The organism is Azospirillum sp. (genome assembly GCF_035627195.1).
Classification (GTDB): domain Bacteria; phylum Pseudomonadota; class Alphaproteobacteria; order Azospirillales; family Azospirillaceae; genus Azospirillum.
The window spans coordinates 1-20,291 of the sequence record NZ_DASPMG010000173.1; the positions used below are offsets into that span (position 1 = coordinate 1).

Genomic DNA, 20,291 nt, shown 5'->3' on the forward strand with positions numbered 1-20,291 from the left:
GGCCGCGCGGCGGTGACTGACGACGGGACCAACGAGCCGTGCACAGCAAGCTTACTGCCTCATCGACCCCGCGGCGCCGCCTCGCCGCGCCCCTCATGGGACTGGCGCTCGCCGCGCTGGCGGTCTCCGGATGCTCCGACGTCCGCCGTTCCATCGGCCTGGACCGCGCCAGCCCGGACGAGTTCGCGGTCGTCTCGCGCGCTCCGCTCAGCATGCCGCCGGACCTGCGCCTGCCGGCGCCGCGCCCCGGCGCCATGCGCCCGCAGGACGCCATGCCGTCGCAGGTGGCCGCCGCCACCGTCCTGGGCGCCACCCCGGCCGGCGGCGCCTCGCGCGGCTCCGCCCGCCCCACCGCCGAATCGCGCGGCGAGGCGGCCCTGCTGTCCAAGGCCGGGGCCGAGCGCGCGGAACCCAACATCCGCAACACGGTCGACCAGGAGACGACGGCGCTGATCGTCGCCGACCGCCAGTGGATCGACACCCTGCTGTTCTGGCAGAAGCAGGAGCAGCCCTACACGGTCATCGACCCGCAGAAGGAAAGCCAGCGCCTGCGCGAAGCCCAGGCCCAGGGCAAGCCAGTCAACGAGGGCACCGTCCCGACGATCTCGCGCAAGCGCAAGGGGCCGCTGGAAGGATTGTTCTGAGCCCCGCCAGCACCCAGATCAAGGGGCGCCTCCCACAAGGGAGCGCCCCTTTTTCGTTCCGGCCCCTTGTTCATATCGGGCCCCTTGTTCATATCGGATAGCCGAGGTGGTGATGATTTCGTCTCGTCTGGCCCGCCGCTTCGTCCTGGCCGGCGCTTTGCTGCTCGCCGCACCCGTGGCCCTGGCGCCGCCCATCCCCGCCGCCGCCCAGACGAAGACCGTCGAGAAGGGGGTGTTCTTCCCCGAAACGTTCACGCTGCCCAACGGCATGCAGGTGGTGGTCGTCACCAACCGCCGCGTGCCGGTGGTCACGCACATGGTCTGGTACCGCGTGGGTGCGGCGGACGAGGAGCGCGGCACGTCCGGCATCGCCCACTTCCTCGAACACCTGATGTTCAAGGGCACGGAGAAGCTGGCGCCCGGCGCCTTCTCGCGCATCGTCGCCAAGAACGGCGGGCGGGACAACGCCTTCACCTCCTGGGACTACACCGCCTATTACCAGAACGTCGCGCGCGACCGGCTGGAGCTGGTGATGTCCATGGAGGCGGACCGCATGGCCAACCTCCGCCTCACCGACGAGGTGGTGCTGCCCGAACGCGACGTGGTCCTGGAGGAGCGCCGCCAGCGCACCGACAACGAGCCGGCCAGCCGCCTGAGCGAGCAGATGAACGCCACGCTCTACGTCCACCACCCCTACGGCATTCCCATCATCGGCTGGCCGCAGGAGATCGCGAAGCTGACGCGCGCCGACGCCGAGGCCTGGTACAAGGCGTGGTACACGCCCAACAACGCCATCCTCGTGGTCGCCGGCGACGTCACGGCCGAGGAGCTGAAGCCGCTGGCCGAAAAATACTACGGCCCCGTCGCCCCGCGCGCCGTGCCCGAGCGCAAGCGGGTGGAGGAGCCGCCGCTGTCCGCCGCGCGCCGCGTCATCCTGCGCGACGCCGAGGTGCGCCAGCCGGCCATGCACCGCGCCTGGGTCGCCCCCTCCTACCGCCGCGATCCGGACGGGCACGCCTACGCGCTCCAGGTCCTGGCCGAGGTGATGAGCAGCGGCGCCACCGGGCGCCTCTACCGCTCGCTGGTGGTGGAGCAGAAGATCGCCACCTCCGCCTGGCTCGGCTACTCGCCCACCGCCTGGGACGCCACGGCGCTGTCGGTCGGCGCCTCGCCGGCCGCCGGGGTCTCCATGGACAAGCTGGAGGCGGCGCTGGAGCGCGAGGTCGCCAAGCTGCTGGAGAGCGGCGTGACGGCCGAGGAGGTCGCCACCGCCAAGCGCCGCATGCTGGCCGAGGCGGCCTATGCCCGCGACAGCCTGACCGGCCCGGCGCAGGCGCTGGGCGCAGCACTCGCCACCGGGCAGAGCGTCGACGACGTGGAGAACTGGCCGGTGCGCATCGACGCGGTGACCGCCGATCAGGTCAACGCCGCCGCCCGAAGCGTGCTGAGCAAACCCAACCACGTCACCGGCCTGCTGCTGCCGCCGGCCGGAAAGGAGAGCTGAGATGTTCCGTAACCTTCGGCGTCCCCCTCTCCCCAACCCCTCTCCCGCAAGGGGAGAGGGGCTTGCACGGCCTGCACTGAAAAGCCCCTCTCCCCCCCGCGGGAGAGGGGTTGGGGAGAGGGGGGCATGGCTGGCGCTTCTCCTCGCCCTCCTCTTCTTCGCCCTGCCCGCCCGGGCCATCGAGGTGAAGCGGGTGGTCAGCCCGGGCGGGATCGAGGCGTGGCTGATCGAGGACCACAAGAACCCCGTCATCGGCCTGGAATGGGCCTTCGAAGGGGCCGGCGCCACCGACCCGGAGGGCAAGGAGGGCCTCGCCAACCTCGCCGCCAGCACGCTGGACGAGGGCGCCGGGCCGCTGGATTCGCAGGCCTTCCAGGGCCGGCTGCAGGACATCGCCACCTCGCTCAGCTTCGACGCGGCGCGCGACGGCTTCTTCGGCAGCCTGCGCACGCTGAAGGACAACGCCGCCGACGCGTTCGAGTTGGCCCGCCTCGCCATGACCGAGCCGCGCTTCGACCAGGACGCCATCGACCGCGTGCGCGGCGCCATCCTGGCCAGCCTGCGCCGCGACCTGGCCGACCCCAACTACGTGGCGCGCCGCGCCTTCTACTCGGCCGCCTTCCCCGACCACCCCTACGGCGGGGAGGTGCGCGGCACCTTCGCCAGCCTGCCGCGCATCGGCGCCGACGACCTGCGCGCCTTCGCCAAGGGCCAGCTGGGCCGCGACCGGCTGGTGGTGGCGGCGTCCGGCGCCATCACGCCGGCCGACCTGGGCAAGGCGCTGGACGCCGTCTTCGGCGGCCTGCCGGCCAAGGCCGCAGGCGCGCCGCTGGCCGACACCACGCCCAAGGGGGCGGGGCAGACCATCCTGGTGCCGCGGCCCATGGGGCAGACGGTCATGCTGATGGGCCAGCCGGGGGTGAAGCGCGACGACGCCGACTGGTACGCCGCCAGCGTCATGAACTACGTGCTGGGCGGAGGCGGCTTCGGCTCCCGCCTGATGGAGGAGGTGCGCGAGAAGCGCGGCCTGTCCTACGGCGTCTACAGCTACCTCGTGCCGCTCGACCACGCGGCGCTGGTGCTGGCCAGCGGCTCCACCGTCAACGCCAAGGCCGGCGAGGCGCTGTCCATCATGCGCCAGGAATGGAAGCGCATGGCCGACGAGGGCCTGACGGAGCAGGAACTGGCCGACGCCAAGACGTACCTGACCGGCTCCTTCCCCTTGCAGTTCAACTCCACCTCGGCCATCGCCCGCATCCTGTTGCAGGTGAAGCGCGACGACCTGGGCATCGACTACCTGGACAAGCGCGACGCCTACATCAACGCGGTGACGCGCGCCGACGTGCAGCGGGTGGCCAGGCGCCTGCTGGACCCGGCGGCGCTGCTCACCGTGCTGGTCGGCCGGCCCGAGGGGGTGACGCCGACGCGCACCGTCGAGGACGGCGGCTGAGGGGCTTCCCTCCCGCCGTGAAATGCCTATAGTCGCCACCCTTGCCATCCCTTTGGAACCGCCATGCCTCCCAAGACCAGCTCCAAAGCCGCCGCCAAGATGTCCGAGGGCGAGATCGCCCGCGTGCAGGCCTACCTCCGCGCCACCTTCGGCAACGACAAGATCAAGATCGAGCCGCAGGCCAAGGCCGGGGAATCGGCCGAGGTGACCATCAACGGCGAGTTCGTCGCCACCCTGCACCGCGACGTGGAGGACGACGAGGTCTCCTACGCGCTGCACATGGTCATCCTGGAAGAGGACCTGCCCCAGCAGGCCCCGGCCCGGCGCTGAAGGCGCGGCGATAAGGCACGCGTGGCGCCGCGGGCCGGGGCTGGACGGCGCCCGGCCCGCGCGTCACATTAAGGGCGGGCATCCAGGCGCCGGGAGCTTGCCATGACCATTCTCGTGCCGATCGACGAAGCCAAGGCGATGCTCGCCGAACTGTGCGCCCGCGCGCGCGAGGGCGAGGAGATCGTGCTGACCGAAAACGGCACGCCGGTGGGGCGTATCGGCCCGATGGAGCGGCCACCCCGGCCCCTGGGCACCGACGCCGGCAAGATCAGGATGCACGACAATTTCGACGATCCGCTGCCGTGTTTTTGATGCCGGCCGCTTCCGCGCATCCAATCACCTTCTCACACTGTCATCTCCACCTGCACGGGGATGACGCAAACGTGTCGTATGCCGTGCCGGCGCTGCGGCGGAACGTGATAACGCGTTCCGCCGCATGTTGCCCACGCATGCCCAGTGATACCCTCCCGCGCCCGACGCCTTGAGGAGATCCGCGCCGATGTCCGCTCTCACCCAGTCCCCCGCCTGGCAGGCCCTGTCGACCCACCGCACGGCGATGGACGGCATCCACATGCGCGACCTGTTCGCCGCCGACGCCGGCCGGTTCGAACGCTTCTCGCTGGAGGCGTGCGGCCTGCTGTTCGATTATTCGAAGAATCGAATTACCGAAGACACCGTGCGCCTGCTGCTCGACCTCGCCCGCCAGCAGGACGTGGAGGGCTGGCGCGACCGCATGTTCGCGGGCGAGCGCATCAACACGACCGAGGACCGCGCGGTGCTGCACACGGCGCTGCGCAACCGCTCCAAGCGGCCGGTGACGGTGGACGGCAAGGACGTCATGCCCGACGTCACCGGCGTGCTGAAGCGCATGGGCCGCTTCGTCAAGGCGGTGCGCGAGGGGGCGTGGACCGGATACACGGGCGAGCAGATCACCGACATCGTCAACATCGGCATCGGCGGCTCCGACCTCGGCCCCGTGATGGCGACGGAGGCGCTGACCCCCTTCCTGCACCCGGAACTGGGCATCCACTTCGTCTCCAACGTGGACGGCACCCACATCTCCGAAACGCTGGAGTGGCTGGACCCGGAGACGACGCTGTTCGTCATCGCCTCCAAGACCTTCACCACGCAGGAGACGCTGACCAACGCCCACACCGCCCGCGACTGGTTCCTGGACAGCGCGGGCGACGAGGCCCACATCGCCAAGCACTTCGTCGCCGTCTCCACCAACGAGGCGGAGGTGCGCAGGTTCGGCATCGACCCGGAGAACATGTTCGGCTTCTGGGACTGGGTCGGCGGCCGCTATTCCCTGTGGTCGGCCATCGGCCTGCCCATCGCGCTGGGCATCGGCATGGAGCGGTTCGAGGACCTGCTGGCCGGCGCGCACGCCATGGACGAGCATTTCCACACGGCACCGCTGGAGCGCAACATGCCCGTGCTGATGGCCATGCTGGGCGTGTGGTACGGCAACTTCTGGGACGCCAAGGCGCACGCCGTGCTGCCCTACGACCAGTACCTGCACCGCTTCCCCGCCTACCTCCAGCAGCTGGACATGGAGAGCAACGGCAAGCGGGTGGACCGGCAGGGCAACCCCGTGGACTACGCCACCGGCCCCGTGGTGTTCGGCGAGCCGGGCACCAACGGCCAGCACGCCTTCTACCAGCTGATCCACCAGGGGACGGAGCTGATCCCCTGCGACTTCATCGCCCCCGCGCAGACGCACAACCCGGTGGGCGACCACCACCGCATCCTGCTGTCCAACGTCTTCGCCCAGCCGGAAGCGCTGATGCGCGGCAAGACCGCCGACGAGGTGCGGGCCGAGATGGCCAAGGCCGGCCTGCCGCCGGAGCGCGTGGAGGAGCTGGTGCCGCACCGCACCTTCCCCGGCAACAAGCCGACCAACACCATCCTGTTCGAACGCATCGACCCGCACACCCTGGGCGCCCTGATCGCGCTGTACGAGCACAAGGTGTTCGTGCAGGGAATCGTGTGGAACATCAACAGCTTCGACCAGTGGGGCGTGGAACTGGGCAAGCAGCTGGCCAGCAAGATCCTGCCCGAACTGGCCGAGGGCGCCTCCCCGCCCACCGCGCACGACGCCTCCACCAGCGGGCTGATCGGGTGGTACCGGAAGCATCGGACATGACGGCGGGGCGCAAGCCCCGCCGTCCTCTCGATCAGGCCAAGCCCAGCAACCCCCACAGCGAGTAGGTCGAGTTTCCGATCGTCAGATACTCGATCTCACCCATACCGTGCTGGTTGTTGTAGATGTAGTTGTGGATGTAGACGCCGTTGTCCAGGTAGCCGTCCGCGGCATCGGACTGCGTCCACAGCACCAGATCACTGCCGTTGACGATCAGCGCCGCAAGATCGCTCAACGTGGCGTCGTTGAAAACAAGGTGGTCGGCGCTGCCGCTGGCATCCGTGATCTCGTCGAACCCGCCGTCGTTGTTGTAGTGCAGATAGGTGTCGTTCCCATCGCCACCATACAGCTCATCCTCGTAGTATGAGCCTCCGCCGTTCAGCGTATCGTTCCCCGAGCCGCTGTATTTCCCGCCATAGAGAACATCCCATCCGGTCCCGCCGATGAGGAAATCATGGCCCTGGTCGCCATCGAGGTCGTCATCGCCGTCTTGCCCGAGCAGCGTGTCGTCGCCGCTGTGACCAAAAAGGTTGTCGGTCCCGGCGCCGCCGTCGAGGTAATCAGCCTGAATCCCGCCGACGATGCTGTCGTTTCCGCCCTGACCATAGACCGACACCTGTTCGGTCTGCGGCACATTCCAACCAGGACCGGGAAAGACGTCGTTCCCGGAAGTCAGTACATAAGTGCCCATGTATCAGCCCCGTCATAATAACATATGTATGCGCTTGGCGCGCTTAGACCATTAACTCAGGAAGTTATTATTATTTATGCGTCAATATGCCTCATGTTATCTAATCATTAGATGCCGCATGCGTTAGATATAGAAACATTTAATATCTAATGGTTATTTACGTTTTGCACACAATTCCTCTTCATCATGAGATCCCGGCCGATCGAACACGCCCACCACCTGCTTCACACCGCATCGAGCATGAGGAGCGGGCCGCACACCGGATAGACGAGAGGGAATTCCATGTCGATTTCGGAAGTCTCCAGTGGATTCCTCCCAGGCACGACCGCCGTCAAACCGAAGGAATCCATCGCGACGCCAAGCAGCCAGATCGCTTCCGGCACGACTGGATCGGCGCCGGCCGATTCAGTCGATTTCAGCCCCCTTGCCAAGTCTCTGCAGGGGGATGCCCTCTCCCTGTTCTCGACACTGTCGGCCGGTGACCGTTCGGCGCTGGGCGATCTGGTGACGTCGGGCCGCATGTCGGGCGATGACATGAACTCCGCCCTGATGAGCCGATTGAAGTCCGCCCGCAAGCAGCAGTTCTGGAAGACGACGGCCGAGGCGACGGAAAACCTGGATCCGACCGGCGCTCCCCGGCACCAGGACCTCCAGGGGCTGCGCCGCAGGCAGAGCGAGCTTCGCGATCAGCAGTTGGAACTTGTCAAGGCCGGACAGGGGGACGGCGAACAGGCGCAGGCAATACAAAGCGAGATGGATTCCGTCTCCACCACCTTGCGGACACGGGCGTCCGGCCGCGGTCTCTGGGTCGGCACGTCGCCCAGCATGCCCCTTGGCCACCCGAAGTATCTGGTCAGCGAGCAGGAAAAATCGGCCGGCGAAAAGCTTGCCGCCACCGGCTTCTCATCGGAAACGTTCGACGCCGCGGTGCGGGACATGGCCGCGAAGGATGTCGACGCCCTGATCAAGGAGACGCCCTGATCAAGGCGGGCGCCGCCTCGCCGAACCCGCACGCACCGGCCGTATCAGGCCTTCCCCGGCGAATAGCTGGGCGGGTCGCTGGCCGGGAAGGATTCGTCGGCGGCCTCGTCCACCAGTTCCCACGGGCGGCGGGTGTCGTCGCGCATGTGCTCCGGCCCGGCGTGGCGGACCTGCTGGTGGCAGTGCGGGTCGGTCGGCCCCTGCGGTTCGGCGTCGCGGAAGGCCGGGGCGTGCTGGTGGGCGGGCGGCTGCGGCAGGCTGCGCGGCCATTGGTGGCGGGCGCGGCTGCGGCTCCAGGCATAGGCGGCGGCGCCGGCCATCAGGCCCGTGGCGCCCAGCACCCACCAGAGCCCCTGTCGCCCCTGAAGTCGGTTGCGGGTGTCCATCGCGTCGTTCCCCCGTTGCGGTGCTCACCATGTAAACACCGGGAACGGCGGAGTGTGCCGGGGCCATACGGCAGCGCATGGAGGGGCTTGGGGAAACCGTGGGCAGCGGCTAATATCCGGCCCCTCAACAAACAAGGCCAACAACCGAGGCCCGCCATGCCCCTGCCCTTCCTCTCCGGTGTCCGCGTCATCGACCTGGGCCAGTACCTGCCCGGCCCCTTCGCGGCGCAGATGCTCGGCGACTTCGGCGCGGAGGTGGTGAAGGTGGAGCCGCCCGACGGCGACCCGCTGCGCCGCCTGGGCCCGACCGACGCCGACGGCACCACCGGCGTGTACAAGCTGATCAACGCCGGCAAGACCGTGGTCCGCATGGACCTGAAGAGCGAGGCCGGCCGCCACGCCTTCGAACGGCTGATCGAGCGCGCCGACGCGCTGGTGGAAAGTTACCGCCCCGGCGTGATGGCGAAGCTGGGCCTGGGGCCGGAGCGGCTGCGCACGCTCAACCCGCACCTCGTGCACGCCAGCCTGTCGGGGTGGGGCTGCACCGGCCCCTACGCCACGCGCGCCGGGCACGACATCAACTACATGGCCGTCGGCGGCGGGCTGGCCGCGTCGGGCCTGACGGAGACGCCGGTGATGGCCTACCCGCCGGTGGCCGACTTCGCCTCGGCCCAGCACACGGCGCTGTCCGTCGTCGCGGCGCTTCTGGGGCGGGAGCGCAACGGCAAAGGCGCCTTCCTCGACCTGTCGATCATGGAATCGGTGCTGGGCTGGCAGGGGCTGACGCTCACCGACGTGGCGCGCGGCACGATGCCGGAACGCGGCGAGGCGCTGCTGTCCGGCGGGGCCGCATGCTATGGCATCTACCCCACCAGCGACGGGCGCTTCGTCACGCTGGGGGCGCTGGAGGCCAAGTTCTGGCACGGCTTCTGCCACGCCGTCGGCCATCCGGAGTGGGTCGCCCGGCAGAACGAGCCGTTGCCGCAGGACGACCTGAAGCGCGCGGTCGCCGCCCTGTTCGCCAGCCGCACGCTGGCCGAATGGAAGGAGTTGCTCGACCCCGTCGACTGCTGCTTCGAGGCCATGCCGCACCTGTCCGAGGTGGCGAGCCACCCGCACATCGCGGCGCGCGGGCAGGTGAAGGTGCACGGCGGGCCGGAGCCGCTGGTGGAAACGCTGCTGGGCGTGCGCGCCGACGGCGCCGCCCCGCCGTCCCGCGCCCCGGTCGCCGAGGCGACGGCGGAGGCCGTGCTGGCGCGCTGGGGGTGAGGCGCTTCCGACGTTGGGTTTTCGCTGCGCTCAACCCAACCTACCGGAGCGCCGCGCGTAGGTTGGGTTGAGGCCAAAGCCGAAAACCCAACGTCGTCCCCTACACGCTGATCAGCGCCGCCTGCGGTTCCGGCGCGCCGGGGCGGTTCATGGCGCCGCGGCGCAGGCCGGTGGTGACGGCGTGCGTCAGGTCGAACTGCGTTTCGTCGCAGCCGCGCAGGTCGGTGGCGGCGAGGTTGGCGTGGTCGAACACGGCACCCGCCAGCTTGGCACCCGTCAGGCGGGCGCCGCGCAGGTCGGCGCGCGACAGCGTGGCGCCGCCCAGGTTGGCCGGCCACAGCCGGCCACTGGGCGTGCCGTCCGGGTTGCGCAGCTCCATCATGCCGAAATCCGCGTCGGGCGCCTGCACGCCCGTCAGGTCCGCACCCTCCAGGTTGGCGCCCGTCAGGATCGCGTGGTCCAGCGCGGCACCGCGCAGGCTGGCCCCGGCGAAGTCGGCCAGCGCCAGATAGGCGTGCGACAGCACCGCCCCGTCCAGCGTGGCGTCGCGGAACACGCCGCCGCTGAGGTCGCAGGCGGTGAGGTCGACGCCGCTCAGGTCCATGCCGGTGAAGTCCGCCCGCACGCCGCGCCGGCCGCTGGTGTTGATCCACACCCGGTGGGTGTCCAGCATGCCGCGCACCTCCGGCGGCAGGGCGCCGGGGTTGCGCAGGTAGACGGCGCCGTTGAGGTTGGCACCGCTGATGTCGGCCCCGCTGAGGTCGCAGTTGCGCAGCACCGCGTCGCGCAGGTCGGCGTTGCGCAGGCAGCAGCGCGTCAGGGTGGCGCCGCTGAGGATGGCCTGCTTCATCTTGGCGCCGCTGAAGTTGGCGTCCGACAGGTCGGCCCCCGACAGGTTGGCGGCGAACAGGTTGGCGTTGGAAAAATCGCCGCGCGCCAGCGAGGACAGCGACAGGTCGGCGTTGGACAGGTCGGCGTCCTTGAAACGCACGCCGTCCAGCTTGGCGTCCTTCAGCGTGGTGCGCTGCGATTCCTCGGTCTTGCGGCCGTTGCTGTAGGTCATCACCTGGCCGGGGCGCAGGTCGGCGCCCTCGAAATCGGTCTGGCGCAGGATGGCCTTGAGGAAGTTGGCGCCGCGCAGGTCCGCCCGCGCGAAGGAGGACCCCACCAGGGACGAGCGGCTGAAGTCGGCGCCGAACAGGTCGGTCATGGCGAAACTCACCTCTTCCAGGCGGCTGGAAGAGAAGTCACACTGCGTCAGCACCGCGTTCTTGAGATTGAAGCCCTTCAGGTGCAGGCCCGACAGGTCCATCGCCTTGGCCTGCAGGCGGACACCGCCGGGTTGCAGCTTGAGGTAGAGAAGATGGTCGCGAACGCGCTTGAGAAAGTCCAGGGTCTTGTCCGACATGGAGCCTCCTCCGCACGGCGATTGCTTCTCCAGTCCGAAAAGGGTACCTCGGAATCCTAGGATTTCAAATGGACTGTTGCGACAAATTGTCACAAAGCGCGGCCGTTCGCGACAGCGTGGCCGGAACGGCGACGGCTCAGGCCAGAACAACGCAGGGTGGAAACGCATGAGCACCGAAACGACCGGCCAGACGACCGGCGACGTGGCGTTCCTGCGCCGCGCCATCGCGCTCAGCCGCACCAACATGCTGGCCGGCGAAGGCGGCCCCTTCGGGGCGGTGGTGGTGCGCGACGGCCACGTGGTGGGCGAGGGGTGGAACCGCGTCACCTCCACCAACGATCCCACGGCGCATGCCGAGGTGGTGGCGATCCGCGACGCCTGCCGGCACGAGAACGCCTACCATCTGGCCGGCGCCACGCTCTACACCAGCTGCGAGCCCTGCCCGATGTGCCTCGCCGCCGCCTATTGGGCGCGGGTGGAGCGCATCGTCTACGCCGCCTCGCGCGAGGACGCGGCGGCGGCCGGCTTCGACGACGCCCACATCTACGGCGAGGTGGCGCTGCCCATCGCCGAGCGCCGCCTGCCCATGGTCTGCCAACTCTCCGACGAGGCCCGCGCCGTCTTCGGCGAATGGGTGGAGAAGGCGGACCGGATCCCGTACTGACGGGGCACCCTCACGGCGGCCCCAGTTCCACCACCGTGCCGGCGGGCGTGCGGATGCGCGCCGACAGAACCGGCACCGCCGCGGTTCCCGGGCGGACCGTCACCAGACCGTCCGAGCGGTCCAGGCCGATGGCGTCGAGCGCCGCTTGCAGGCGCTGGGGCTCGGGATGGGCGATGTCCAGGCCGGCGAGCCGGAAGCCCAGGTCCCGCATGCCGGACGCCGGATGCGGCCGGTCCTCCGGCCATTGGATCAGCGTGGGCATCGCCCCGTGGTCGGGCAGCCCGCCGTCCGCCGGGATGGTGATCAGCCACTCCAGTTCACCGCGGCTCATGCGCTCCGCCGGCCCCAGATCGACCGGCGACGCCGCGGCCGTCGCGCGGATGTCATCGGTGCGCGCGACCCACGTGACCAGGCGCGGGCCACGCGCGCGCAGGTCGGCGCCCAGATCCGCGTCGTCGAGCGCGAACCAGCGCGGCCGCCCCGGCGCGGGAGCCTGCGGATCGACCGCGATGACCTCGAGGAACAGCCCGTCGCCCAGTGTCATCAGGTGGTTGTGCGTTCCCATGCGCGGGTGCGCCCCGCCGGCCGGCGGGGCCACGCCAAGCACGCGGGCCGCGTAGGCCACGCCCTGGTCCAGCGTGGCGGCCGCCACGGTGACGTGATCGATCCGGCTGCGTGGCGGCATGCGCCCTCCGACCGTTGGGAATGGGGGAAATGGGGCGCGGCCGGGCACCGTGCCCCGGCACCCTTACTTCAGCCGGAAGGCCACCACCTCGCCCTGCAGCATCATCGGCACGACGGCCAGCCGCTGGCGCGGCAGCCAGGCGTGGTCGGCGCTGCCCTGCGGCAGGTCGACGAGCTGCGTGGCCTTGCCCGTGCGGTCGATGCGCATCAGGCCGCCGCTGATCCAGTCGGTCACCAGGAAGCTGCCGTCGCGCAGGAACTCCAGCCCGTCCAGGTTGCCCACCGCGGCGCCGCTGCCGATGGAGCGGATGGCCTTCGTCTTCAGCGACACCGCCTTCATGTGGCCCGCCGTCGTGGTGGCGAGGCCCTGGCCGGAGAACACGCCCCACGACGCCACGATCAGCTCGTCGCCGCGCACCTGCAGGCCGTTCGGCGACAACAGCTTCTCGTCCTTCAGCCACTGGGTGAAGCGCTTGCCCTCCAGGCGCCAGACGGCGTTGTCCAGCAGGTCGGAGACGTAGACGCGGCCCTGGCGGTCCACGGCGATGTCGTTGAGGAACTTGGCGCCCGGCGCCTCGTAACGCGCCGTCACCTTGCCCGACGGGATGTCGATGACGGCCAGCACGTCGATGTCGGAGACGTACAGCGTGTTGCCGCGCACCGCCATGCCCTTGGGCGCGTTCAGGCCGGTCACCCACTGCTCCTGCTGGACCTTGCCGTCGAAGCCCAGGCGCGAGATGTAGCCCACCCCGTCCTTGCCGGTCGGCTCCCCGGCGATGTTCGACACGTAGAGGACGTTGCGCCGCGGGTCGAGCGTCACGCTCTCCGGCAGTTGGAAGCCGCCGACGCGCCACGCCTCGGTCACGCCGGGGGCGATGATCCGGGTCGGCTCGACGGCCGCCGGCGCGCCGGACGCCACGGTGGTCTGGGTGGCGGCGGGGTCGGACGCGCAGGCGCCGAGCGCCAGCGCCGCGGCGGCGGCCAGGACAAAGGTACGCATGATGGTTCGGAACTCCCCTATCTCTCGTTGCCCCGCGCGCCGTCTCGGGGTGCGCGGGGATGGGGATCCTGGCATGATAATTATTGCACCGCCAACGCTTGCGGTGCAGCGCCCCACGTTGCGCCCCTACGCCTCGCCGTCCTTGCGGTAGGGGGACAACTCGCCCAGCGCTTCGATCTCGGCGCGCACGCTGGCGCGCTCCTGCTCCAGGTGGTTGGCCAGCACGCGGCGGAAGCCGGCGTCGCGGATCCAGTGGGCGCTGTAGGTGGGCACCGGCAGGTAGCCGCGCTGGATCTTGTGCTCACCCTGCGCCCCGGCCTCGACGCGCGCCAGCCCGTGCGAGATGGCGTAGTCCAGCGCCGTGTAGTAGCAGGCTTCGAAGTGCAGAAAGCGGTAGCGCCCGTCGGAGCCCCAGTTGCGCCCGTACAGCGCGTCCGTCCCCTTGAGGTTCAGCGCGCCCGCCACCCATTCCCCGCCGTCCTCGCACATCACCAGCACCACGTCGTCGGCCATGGTGGCGCCCAGGCGGTGGAAGAAGCCGCGCGTCAGGTAGCCGCCGCCCCACTTGCGGTCGGTGGTGTCCATGTAGAAGCGATGAAAGGCGTCCCAGTGCACCGGCTTGATGTCGCCGCCGGACAGGGCGTGGATGCGCACGCCGCTCTCCGCCACCTCGCGCCGCTCCTTGCGGATGGACTTGCGCTTGCGCGAACTCAGCGCCCCCAGGAAGTCGTCGAAGCTGCCGTAGCCGCGGTTGTGCCAGTGGTACTGCACGCCCAGCCGCCGCAGCCAGCCCGCCTCGCCCAGCCGGTCCCACTCCGCCTCGCGCGGGAAGGTGACGTGCACGGAGGACACGCCGGAGCGCCGCGCCACCTCCTCCATCGCCTGGATCAGCGCCGGCGCCACCCCTTCCCCCGCGTCGGGCCGCACCAGCAGGCGCGGCCCCGGCACCGGCGTGAACGGCACGGCGACCTGGAGCTTCGGGTAATATTTGCCGCCCGCCCGTTCATAGGCGTGCGCCCAGGAATGGTCGAAGACGTATTCGCCGTAGGAATGCGACTTCACGTACATCGGCGCGGCCCCGGCGATGCGCCCTTCGGCGTCCAGCGCCGTCAGGTGCATGGGCTGCCAGCCCGTGGGCGCCGCAGCCGATCCGGACTCCTCCAGCGCCGCCAGGAAGGCGTGGCGCAGGAACGGGTTGTCCGGCCCGGCGCAGGCGTCCCACTGGGCCGGGTCCGCCTCGCCGATGCCGGTCAGGATCTTCACGGTGATGGCGTCGCCGCCGTCAGGCATATCGGTCCTCCGCGTCTACCGCCCGAGGGAGGTAGGCCCGATGCCGCAGCGCGGCAAGCGCCCCATTGAGCGCCTTTGATATCACGCCAGTTCGAACACCGCGTCCACCTCGACCGCCACGTTGAGCGGCAGCGACGAGGCGCCCACGGCGAAGCGGGCGTGCCGGCCGGCGTCGCCCAGCACCTCCACCATCAACTCGGACGCGCCGTTGATGACCTGCGGGTGGTCGTGGAAGTCGGGGCCGGCGTTGACGAAGCCGCCCAGCTTCAGGCAGCGCACCACGCGGTCCAGGTCGCCGTCGCAGGCCGCCCGGGCCTGGGCCAGCAGGTTCAGCCCGCACAGGCGTGCGGCCTGCTTGCCCTCCTCCACCGAGAAATCCTTGCCCACCTTGCCGATGAAGCGCCGCTCGCCGTTCCACACCGTGACCTGGCCGGAGACGTAGAGCGTCTTGCCGGAGATGGTGTAGGGCACGTAGGCGGCCACCGGGGCCGCCGGCTGCGGCAGTTCGATGCCCAGTTCCTTCAGTCGCGCCTCGATGCGTCCGGCCATGATGTCCCTCCCTTGTTACCCTGTTCCGGGCCCGTCCTGGACGATAACGGGCGCGCACGGTGCGGCCAAGGGGCCAGCCGGGATAGGCCGGGACGCCCGCATGTGGAAAATTTTATCCACCGCTGCCGGGCACGCTTGCGCTTCCGACCCGGCAAAGTTTTCCACAAGCGGCCGGGCACCATTCGCCGCCTCCTCCCCTCCACACCCGTGCCAAAGCGGGAATTGAGGAATTTCAAGGGGTTGACGTCGTGCCAGACGAGTTGGCACGGCGTTTGATTATGGGAGGGCGACGATCAACAACGTCGCCTCGCCTGGCCCCCTCACCGGCCGCGAGGCCGGCCTCAGAAGGAGACTAGGAGCCATGGCCATCAACGACGTCGCCCTGACGGGTGCAATGCGTGCCAACCTGCTGCAGCTGCAGGGCACCGAAGCGAAGATCTCGCAGAAGCAGAACATTCTGGCTACCGGCAACAAGATCAACTCGGCGCTGGACGGCCCGACGGCCTACTTCGCGGCAAAAGGTCTGACGCAGCGCGCAGGCGACCTCTCGGCCCTCAAGGACTCGATGGGCCAGGCCGTCAGCACCATCAAGGCCGCCGACAAGGGCCTGACCTCCATCGAAAGCCTCGTCGAACAGGCCCGCGGCCTGACGACCGCCGCCTACTCGGCGCTGGGCAACGACGCCGGCTCGGTCGCCACCCGCAAGACGCTGGCCGCCCAGTTCAACTCGCTGAAGCAGCAGATCGACAAGCTGGCCGAGGACTCCGGCTACCAGGGCAAGAACCTGCTGAACGGCAACGGTCTGCGCCTCGACTCGACCAGCGCGTCCCGCGTCGCGGTGAACACCATCACCGGCCTCGAGAACGCCCGCGTCACCAACGTCGTCTCCACCGACACCTACACGGTCCGCGTCAAGGGCACCGGCAACATCGACGCCCAGGCCGGCGACATCGCCAACGCCGAAATGGCGCACGGCCTGACCGGCCTGAAGATGTCGGGCACGATGTCCTCGACGCTCGGCAACTTCTCCGACGTCAGCATCGAGGTCCGCGGCGCCGCTGGCCGCCAGCGCACCTTCATCGTGAGCGACGGCAACGAATCGCGCACCATCAGCTACTTCGACGACAACCAGACGATCGCCGCCAACCTGTCGACCGCCGCCAAGTCGGGCACGCCGCAGGTGTCGACGGTCGCCATCGGCGGCACGATCGAAGCCGGCGACATCTTCTCGATCACGGTGGAAGGCCAGACCTTCACGTACACGGCGACGACGGCCGACGTGAACATGACCACCACCGCCAAGATGTCGATCGCCTCGAAGCTGCAGGCGTCGATCAGCACCGCGATCACGAGCGGCCGCCTGTCGGGCACCACCTACGACATCGCCACGGCGACCGTGGCCGCGAACGGCGACCTGACGCTGACGGGTGCGACGAACGCCAGCCAGGCGCGCGAGATGACCATCAGCGCGTCGACCACCAACGCGCTGAGCAAGCACATCTCCGAGAGCTTCTCGTCGGGCACCGTGGTGTCGTTCACGGTCGACCGCAAGCTGCTCGAAGCGGCGGCCAACAGCGGCAACGGCGTGTCGGTCATCGAGAAGAAGGTCGACCTGTCGATCTCAGTCTCCAACCTGCAGGGCACCGTCGTCACCCGCGACGCCACCTCCAACCGCGGCGAAGGCAAGCTGAGTGGCGGCGAGCAGGCGTTCTCCTTCGACAGCGGCACGGTCCGCATGGCAGTGGACGCCAAGACCCTGAAGCAGGCCGCCTCGGCCGGTTCGGCGGCGAACCTCGTGACCGTGCAGGTGACCAACGCCAACACCTCGAACGACCTGACCGTCCAGCTGAACGAGCGCAACACCAACTCGATCACGGTGAACGCGCAGAACCTCAGCACCTCGGGCCAGGGCCTGCGGCTCGACTACGCGCAGAACGACTGGACCGACCGCTCCGACATCGACAAGGCGGTGGCCAGCATCGACTTCGCCAAGTCCAAGCTGCGGTCGTCCTCGCAGACGCTGTCGACGAACCTCAACATCATCACGACCCGCGAAAGCTTCACCAAGGAGTTCAGCGACGTGCTGGTCGAGGGCGCCAACAAGCTGACGCTGGCCGACCAGAACGAGGAAGGTGCGAGCCTGCTGATGCTGCAAACCCGGCAGCAGCTGGGCACCATCGCCCTCTCGCTGGCCAACCAGTCCCAGCAGTCCATCCTGCGCCTCTTCTAAGCGGCACCAGGATCTCCAAGACAAAAGCGGGCGCACCCCCAAGGTGCGCCCCTTTTCTTTTTCCGGCTACCGCAGCGCCGCGTCCACCATCGCCCGCACGTCGCCGGCCAGCGCCGCGCGCGAGGCGGCGTTGGCGTACATCATGTGCCCGCCGTCGTACACCGGCAGCGCGATGCGGCCGCGCTCCGCCTCCGGCAATTCCAGCCGCCCCGCCACCCAGTGCGAGGCGAGGTACGGCGTCACCAGGTCGGTGCGCCCGTGCGCCACCAGCAGGCGCAGGCCCGGCGTCAGCGACATCACCGTCTGCAGATCGTCGAGCGCGCTGGGGCTGCCCTCGCGCGGCCATTCCCAGCCGCGGTTCACCGTCTCGCTCAACAGCCGGTAGGGCGTCTCCACCGTCACGCCCAGCTCGCGCTGGGCATAGCCGGTGAAGGCGCTGGAATAGGCCGGCAGCGTGCCGATCAGGTAGGGATCCTCGCCCCCGCGCGGCGAGGCCGGGTCGGGGTCCGGCCCGGTGAAGACGCCGTCGTAGGTGCTGACCACCAGCCCGCGGTCGCGCAGCAGCTCGCGCGCGAAGACGCGGGCCGGCACCCGGCCGCGGTGGCGCGTCACCAGATCCGCCGGCAGCCCGGTCAGCCGCGCGACCTCGGCGAACAGGTCGCGCGAGGCGGCGAGCCGACCGACGTCGAGCGTGGCGAGGCCGGACAGGTAGCCGGTCAGCGCGAAGCGCTCCGCCGCCGCCGCCGCGTCGGCCGGGGTGCCGGGGGCGCGGCCGTGCGCCGCCGCCGCCGCCGCCATGGCCGGCAGCTTGAACGCGGCGGTGAGCAGCGCCGTCTCGCCGTCATGGATGGTGCCGAAGTCGATGACCGGCGACACCATGACGAGGCCGTTGAGCGCCACGCCGTCGGTGCGCAGCAGCTCGCGCGCCATCTTGGCGATGCGGAAACCGCCATAGCTCTCGCCGGACAGGAACTTGGGCGACTCCCAGCGCCCCTGGCGGACCAGCCAGAGCCGCACGATCTCCGCCATGGCGCGGGCGTCGGCGTCGACCTTCCAGAAGCGTTTCTCGGCATCGCCGTCGCCCTTGAGGACGCGGCTGTAGCCCGCCCCCACCGGATCGATGAACACGAGGTCGGCGAAGGCCAGCCACGTGTCCGGGTTGTCGGCCAGGGCGGCGGGCGGGCGCATCATGGTGCCGTCCGGGTTGAACGCCACCATGCGCGGCCCCGCCGTGCCCAGGTGCAGGTAGGCCGACGCGGCACCCGGCCCCCCGTTGAACAGGAAGAAGACCGGCCGGCGGGCCGGATCGGCGCCGTCCTGGGTGTAGGTGACGGTGAAGATGCGCGCCGCCGCCTCGTCCTTGCCGGCCTCGCGCAGCGGCAGGAACTCCGCCGTCGCCGTGTAGGCCAGCGGCCCCGACGGCAGCTTCAGCGTGTGCCGGGTGACCGAGCGCCGGGCGTCGAAGGCCCCCGGCTTGTCGGGCTTCTGGGGCTCCTGCTTCTCGGGCTTCGCGTCCTCCGCCCACGCGATGGCGGGGTGCGCGGCGAGGGAAAGGGCCAGCAGGCCGGCGGCCAGGGGGCGGAGTTTGGGCATGGGGAGCGGTCCCGTGGGGAAGGTGTCGTCCGCCCCATCTGGTGCAGCCCACGCTGTCTGTCAAATCACCGGCGGTTCATACGTTGTAGAGCGCGGCGTCGATGCGGCGCACCATCTCGACCAGACGGGGCGCGAAATCCTGCTCCAGCCGGACGGGGTCCACCAGGAAGGCCTGGCCGCCCAGGTTGAAGGCCACCACCGGGCCGCCGTCGCGCGGCACCAGCGGCACGCCGACCGCGTTCACCTCCGCCTTCCACGAACCGATCGAGGTGCAATAGCCCTTGGTCCGGTAGTCCTCTATGGCCTGCAGAAGGCCCTCGCGCACGCGCGGCCAGCGCTCGCCCTCGTGCTCCTCCAGCCGCTCGAACAGCGCGGCGCGCTCCGTCTCGCCCAAGGCCGCGATGTAGGCGCGGCCCATGGCGGAGGTGGAGAGCTTGATGTGCGAGCCGACGTCGAGCGCCAGGATGACCGGCGCGTCGCCGCGGCAGCTTTCCAGGTAGACGATGCTCATGCGGTCGCGCCCGCCAAGCGCCACCTGCAGCGTGCTGTAGTCGGCCAGTTCCTGCATGAAGGGCCGCGCCACCTGCCGCACGCCCATGCCGGCAAGGCAGGTGTAGCCCAGCGCCAGCACCGGCGTGCCCAGCCGGTACTTGCCGCTGAGCGGTTCGTAATCCAGGTAGCCGAGCTTGGACAGCGTGTAGGTCAGACGCGAGATGGTCGGCTTGGGCAGCCCCGTCCGCTCCGCCAGTTCCAGGTTGCCCAGCGTGGCGTCGCCGCGCCGGTAGGCGCGCAGCACCTCCAGCCCGCGGGCCAGCGCGCTGACGAACTTCGGGTCGCGCTCCTCGTCCGGATTGAGCACGTCGCCGTTCGGAACCTCCTCCCTCCTGCGCATTTCCTCTCCCTTTCCGATGTCCGGCGCCGGTTCGGCCGGGGCCGCGTTTCCTTATCCACACATCCTGCCAGCGGTTGACGATTGCGTCAACAAAAACGAAATAAAATTCCGTTCTTCGGAATTCACAGGTATGCGGACGCGCGCAAGCCGCCGGACGCGCGTGGGGCGCGCCGGACGGCTGCGGACAGGACCGGTTCGGGAAAGGTGCGGGCGGGCTTACTTGGCCGCGACGACCTGGATCTCGACGAGGTACTTGGGTGCGGCCAGCTTGGCCTCGACGGTGGCGCGGGCCGGGGTGTTGGCCGTGTCGACCCAGGCTTCCCAGGCCTTGTTCATGTCGGCGAAGGTGGCGATGTCGACCAGGTAGATGGTGGCCGACAGGATCTTGCTCTTGTCGGTGCCGGCCTCGGCCAGCAGGGCGTCGATCTGCTTCAGCACCTGCCGGGTCTGCTCCTCGACGCCGCCGGAGGTGTCGTCGGCGACCTGGCCGGCGAGGTAGACCGTGCCGTTGTGGACGACCATCTGGCTCATGCGCGGGCCGCTGTGGAAGCGCTGGATCGACATGCCTGTCTCCTTCGGGAGG

General features: G+C 69.6%; 20 protein-coding genes. 10 read left to right on the forward strand and 10 right to left on the reverse strand.

Going from position 1 to position 20,291, the window contains the following annotated elements; genetic code table 11:
- Positions 1-95: 95 nt before the first annotated feature.
- From VED21_RS15640 to pgi, 6 genes are all read left to right on the forward strand, one after another.
- Entirely contained in the window at positions 96-644 is a 549-nt protein-coding gene (locus VED21_RS15640; RefSeq protein WP_324883564.1) for a DUF3035 domain-containing protein, read from the forward strand.
- Between the two features lie 112 nt (positions 645-756).
- Positions 757-2,148 (forward strand): pitrilysin family protein, encoded by a 1,392-nt coding sequence (locus VED21_RS15645; RefSeq protein WP_324883565.1) that lies wholly within the window; start codon positions 757-759, stop codon positions 2,146-2,148.
- 193 nt (positions 2,149-2,341) lie between these two features.
- Positions 2,342-3,598: a pitrilysin family protein gene (locus tag VED21_RS15650; protein ID WP_324883567.1), complete on the forward strand. Its 1,257-nt coding sequence runs from the start codon at positions 2,342-2,344 to the stop codon at positions 3,596-3,598.
- 63 nt (positions 3,599-3,661) lie between these two features.
- A complete protein-coding gene (locus VED21_RS15655) occupies positions 3,662-3,928 on the forward strand; it encodes a DUF3126 family protein (RefSeq protein WP_324883569.1) in 267 nt (88 codons plus the stop codon).
- Positions 3,929-4,030: 102 nt separating this feature from the next.
- Positions 4,031-4,240 (forward strand): type II toxin-antitoxin system prevent-host-death family antitoxin, encoded by a 210-nt coding sequence (locus VED21_RS15660; RefSeq protein WP_324883571.1) that lies wholly within the window; start codon positions 4,031-4,033, stop codon positions 4,238-4,240.
- Between the two features lie 187 nt (positions 4,241-4,427).
- Positions 4,428-6,074: a glucose-6-phosphate isomerase gene (gene pgi / locus VED21_RS15665; RefSeq protein ID WP_324883573.1), complete on the forward strand. Its 1,647-nt coding sequence runs from the start codon at positions 4,428-4,430 to the stop codon at positions 6,072-6,074.
- A gap of 31 nt (positions 6,075-6,105) precedes the next feature.
- On the opposite strand, the gene VED21_RS15670 is transcribed toward pgi, so the two are convergent.
- On the reverse strand, positions 6,106-6,705 hold the full coding sequence (locus VED21_RS15670; RefSeq protein WP_324883575.1) for a hypothetical protein: 600 nt from the start codon (positions 6,703-6,705) through the stop codon (positions 6,106-6,108).
- Positions 6,706-7,044: 339 nt separating this feature from the next.
- Here VED21_RS15670 and VED21_RS15675 point away from each other — a divergent pair, with 339 nt between their 5' ends.
- A complete protein-coding gene (locus VED21_RS15675; protein WP_324883577.1) occupies positions 7,045-7,743 on the forward strand; it encodes a hypothetical protein in 699 nt (232 codons plus the stop codon).
- 44 nt (positions 7,744-7,787) lie between these two features.
- Here the strand turns inward: VED21_RS15675 and VED21_RS15680 are convergent, their stop codons facing one another.
- Positions 7,788-8,129 carry a hypothetical protein gene (locus tag VED21_RS15680; protein WP_324883579.1) on the reverse strand — a complete coding sequence of 114 codons (342 nt, stop codon included), beginning with the start codon at positions 8,127-8,129 and terminating at the stop codon, positions 7,788-7,790.
- A 156-nt stretch (positions 8,130-8,285) separates the two neighbouring features.
- Between VED21_RS15680 and VED21_RS15685 the strand changes: the two genes are divergently transcribed.
- Positions 8,286-9,398, forward strand: a complete 1,113-nt coding sequence (locus VED21_RS15685; RefSeq protein WP_324883581.1) for a CoA transferase — start codon at positions 8,286-8,288, stop codon at positions 9,396-9,398.
- A 100-nt stretch (positions 9,399-9,498) separates the two neighbouring features.
- On the opposite strand, the gene VED21_RS15690 is transcribed toward VED21_RS15685, so the two are convergent.
- Positions 9,499-10,806 carry a pentapeptide repeat-containing protein gene (locus VED21_RS15690; protein WP_324883583.1) on the reverse strand — a complete coding sequence of 436 codons (1,308 nt, stop codon included), beginning with the start codon at positions 10,804-10,806 and terminating at the stop codon, positions 9,499-9,501.
- Between the two features lie 166 nt (positions 10,807-10,972).
- Between VED21_RS15690 and VED21_RS15695 the strand changes: the two genes are divergently transcribed.
- Entirely contained in the window at positions 10,973-11,470 is a 498-nt protein-coding gene (locus tag VED21_RS15695) for a nucleoside deaminase (RefSeq protein WP_324883585.1), read from the forward strand.
- 10 nt (positions 11,471-11,480) lie between these two features.
- Here the strand turns inward: VED21_RS15695 and VED21_RS15700 are convergent, their stop codons facing one another.
- From VED21_RS15700 to VED21_RS15715, 4 genes are all read right to left on the reverse strand, one after another.
- The gene (locus VED21_RS15700) at positions 11,481-12,155 is read right to left on the reverse strand and encodes a VOC family protein (protein ID WP_324883587.1); all 675 of its coding nucleotides are present in this window, start codon (positions 12,153-12,155) and stop codon (positions 11,481-11,483) included.
- 63 nt (positions 12,156-12,218) lie between these two features.
- Complete coding sequence (locus tag VED21_RS15705) at positions 12,219-13,154, reverse strand: SMP-30/gluconolactonase/LRE family protein (RefSeq protein WP_324883589.1); 936 nt, start codon at positions 13,152-13,154, stop codon at positions 12,219-12,221.
- A 126-nt stretch (positions 13,155-13,280) separates the two neighbouring features.
- Positions 13,281-14,444 carry a GNAT family N-acetyltransferase gene (locus VED21_RS15710; RefSeq protein ID WP_324883591.1) on the reverse strand — a complete coding sequence of 388 codons (1,164 nt, stop codon included), beginning with the start codon at positions 14,442-14,444 and terminating at the stop codon, positions 13,281-13,283.
- 81 nt (positions 14,445-14,525) lie between these two features.
- Complete coding sequence (locus tag VED21_RS15715) at positions 14,526-14,993, reverse strand: RidA family protein (protein WP_324883594.1); 468 nt, start codon at positions 14,991-14,993, stop codon at positions 14,526-14,528.
- A 361-nt stretch (positions 14,994-15,354) separates the two neighbouring features.
- On the opposite strand from VED21_RS15715, the gene VED21_RS15720 reads away from it, so the two are divergent.
- Entirely contained in the window at positions 15,355-17,223 is a 1,869-nt protein-coding gene (locus VED21_RS15720; RefSeq protein WP_324883596.1) for a flagellin, read from the forward strand.
- Positions 17,224-17,289: 66 nt separating this feature from the next.
- On the opposite strand, the gene VED21_RS15725 is transcribed toward VED21_RS15720, so the two are convergent.
- The 3 genes from VED21_RS15725 to VED21_RS15735 form a co-directional block, all read right to left on the reverse strand.
- Positions 17,290-18,816, reverse strand: coding sequence for a S10 family peptidase (locus tag VED21_RS15725; protein ID WP_324883598.1), 1,527 nt, complete (start codon positions 18,814-18,816; stop codon positions 17,290-17,292).
- A 76-nt stretch (positions 18,817-18,892) separates the two neighbouring features.
- A complete protein-coding gene (locus VED21_RS15730) occupies positions 18,893-19,708 on the reverse strand; it encodes an IclR family transcriptional regulator (RefSeq protein ID WP_324883600.1) in 816 nt (271 codons plus the stop codon).
- Between the two features lie 216 nt (positions 19,709-19,924).
- Positions 19,925-20,272 (reverse strand): RidA family protein, encoded by a 348-nt coding sequence (locus VED21_RS15735; protein ID WP_324883602.1) that lies wholly within the window; start codon positions 20,270-20,272, stop codon positions 19,925-19,927.
- Positions 20,273-20,291: the final 19 nt, after the last annotated feature.

Excerpts from the sequence above, each read along its gene's own strand:
- VED21_RS15715 (WP_324883594.1), bottom strand. The coding sequence starts at position 14,993 with ATGGCCGGACGCATCGAGGCGCGACTGAAGGAACTGGGCATCGAACTG.
- VED21_RS15720 (WP_324883596.1), top strand. The coding sequence starts at position 15,355 with ATGGCCATCAACGACGTCGCCCTGACGGGTGCAATGCGTGCCAACCTG.
- VED21_RS15705 (WP_324883589.1), bottom strand. The coding sequence starts at position 13,154 with ATGCGTACCTTTGTCCTGGCCGCCGCCGCGGCGCTGGCGCTCGGCGCC.
- VED21_RS15640 (WP_324883564.1), top strand. The coding sequence starts at position 96 with ATGGGACTGGCGCTCGCCGCGCTGGCGGTCTCCGGATGCTCCGACGTC.
- VED21_RS15690 (WP_324883583.1), bottom strand. The coding sequence starts at position 10,806 with ATGTCGGACAAGACCCTGGACTTTCTCAAGCGCGTTCGCGACCATCTT.
- VED21_RS15725 (WP_324883598.1), bottom strand. The coding sequence starts at position 18,816 with ATGCCCAAACTCCGCCCCCTGGCCGCCGGCCTGCTGGCCCTTTCCCTC.
- VED21_RS15685 (WP_324883581.1), top strand. The coding sequence starts at position 8,286 with ATGCCCCTGCCCTTCCTCTCCGGTGTCCGCGTCATCGACCTGGGCCAG.
- VED21_RS15695 (WP_324883585.1), top strand. The coding sequence starts at position 10,973 with ATGAGCACCGAAACGACCGGCCAGACGACCGGCGACGTGGCGTTCCTG.
- VED21_RS15735 (WP_324883602.1), bottom strand. The coding sequence starts at position 20,272 with ATGTCGATCCAGCGCTTCCACAGCGGCCCGCGCATGAGCCAGATGGTC.
- VED21_RS15730 (WP_324883600.1), bottom strand. The coding sequence starts at position 19,708 with ATGCGCAGGAGGGAGGAGGTTCCGAACGGCGACGTGCTCAATCCGGAC.
- VED21_RS15655 (WP_324883569.1), top strand. The coding sequence starts at position 3,662 with ATGCCTCCCAAGACCAGCTCCAAAGCCGCCGCCAAGATGTCCGAGGGC.
- pgi (WP_324883573.1), top strand. The coding sequence starts at position 4,428 with ATGTCCGCTCTCACCCAGTCCCCCGCCTGGCAGGCCCTGTCGACCCAC.
- VED21_RS15660 (WP_324883571.1), top strand. The coding sequence starts at position 4,031 with ATGACCATTCTCGTGCCGATCGACGAAGCCAAGGCGATGCTCGCCGAA.
- VED21_RS15710 (WP_324883591.1), bottom strand. The coding sequence starts at position 14,444 with ATGCCTGACGGCGGCGACGCCATCACCGTGAAGATCCTGACCGGCATC.
- VED21_RS15645 (WP_324883565.1), top strand. The coding sequence starts at position 757 with ATGATTTCGTCTCGTCTGGCCCGCCGCTTCGTCCTGGCCGGCGCTTTG.
- VED21_RS15675 (WP_324883577.1), top strand. The coding sequence starts at position 7,045 with ATGTCGATTTCGGAAGTCTCCAGTGGATTCCTCCCAGGCACGACCGCC.
- VED21_RS15700 (WP_324883587.1), bottom strand. The coding sequence starts at position 12,155 with ATGCCGCCACGCAGCCGGATCGATCACGTCACCGTGGCGGCCGCCACG.
- VED21_RS15680 (WP_324883579.1), bottom strand. The coding sequence starts at position 8,129 with ATGGACACCCGCAACCGACTTCAGGGGCGACAGGGGCTCTGGTGGGTG.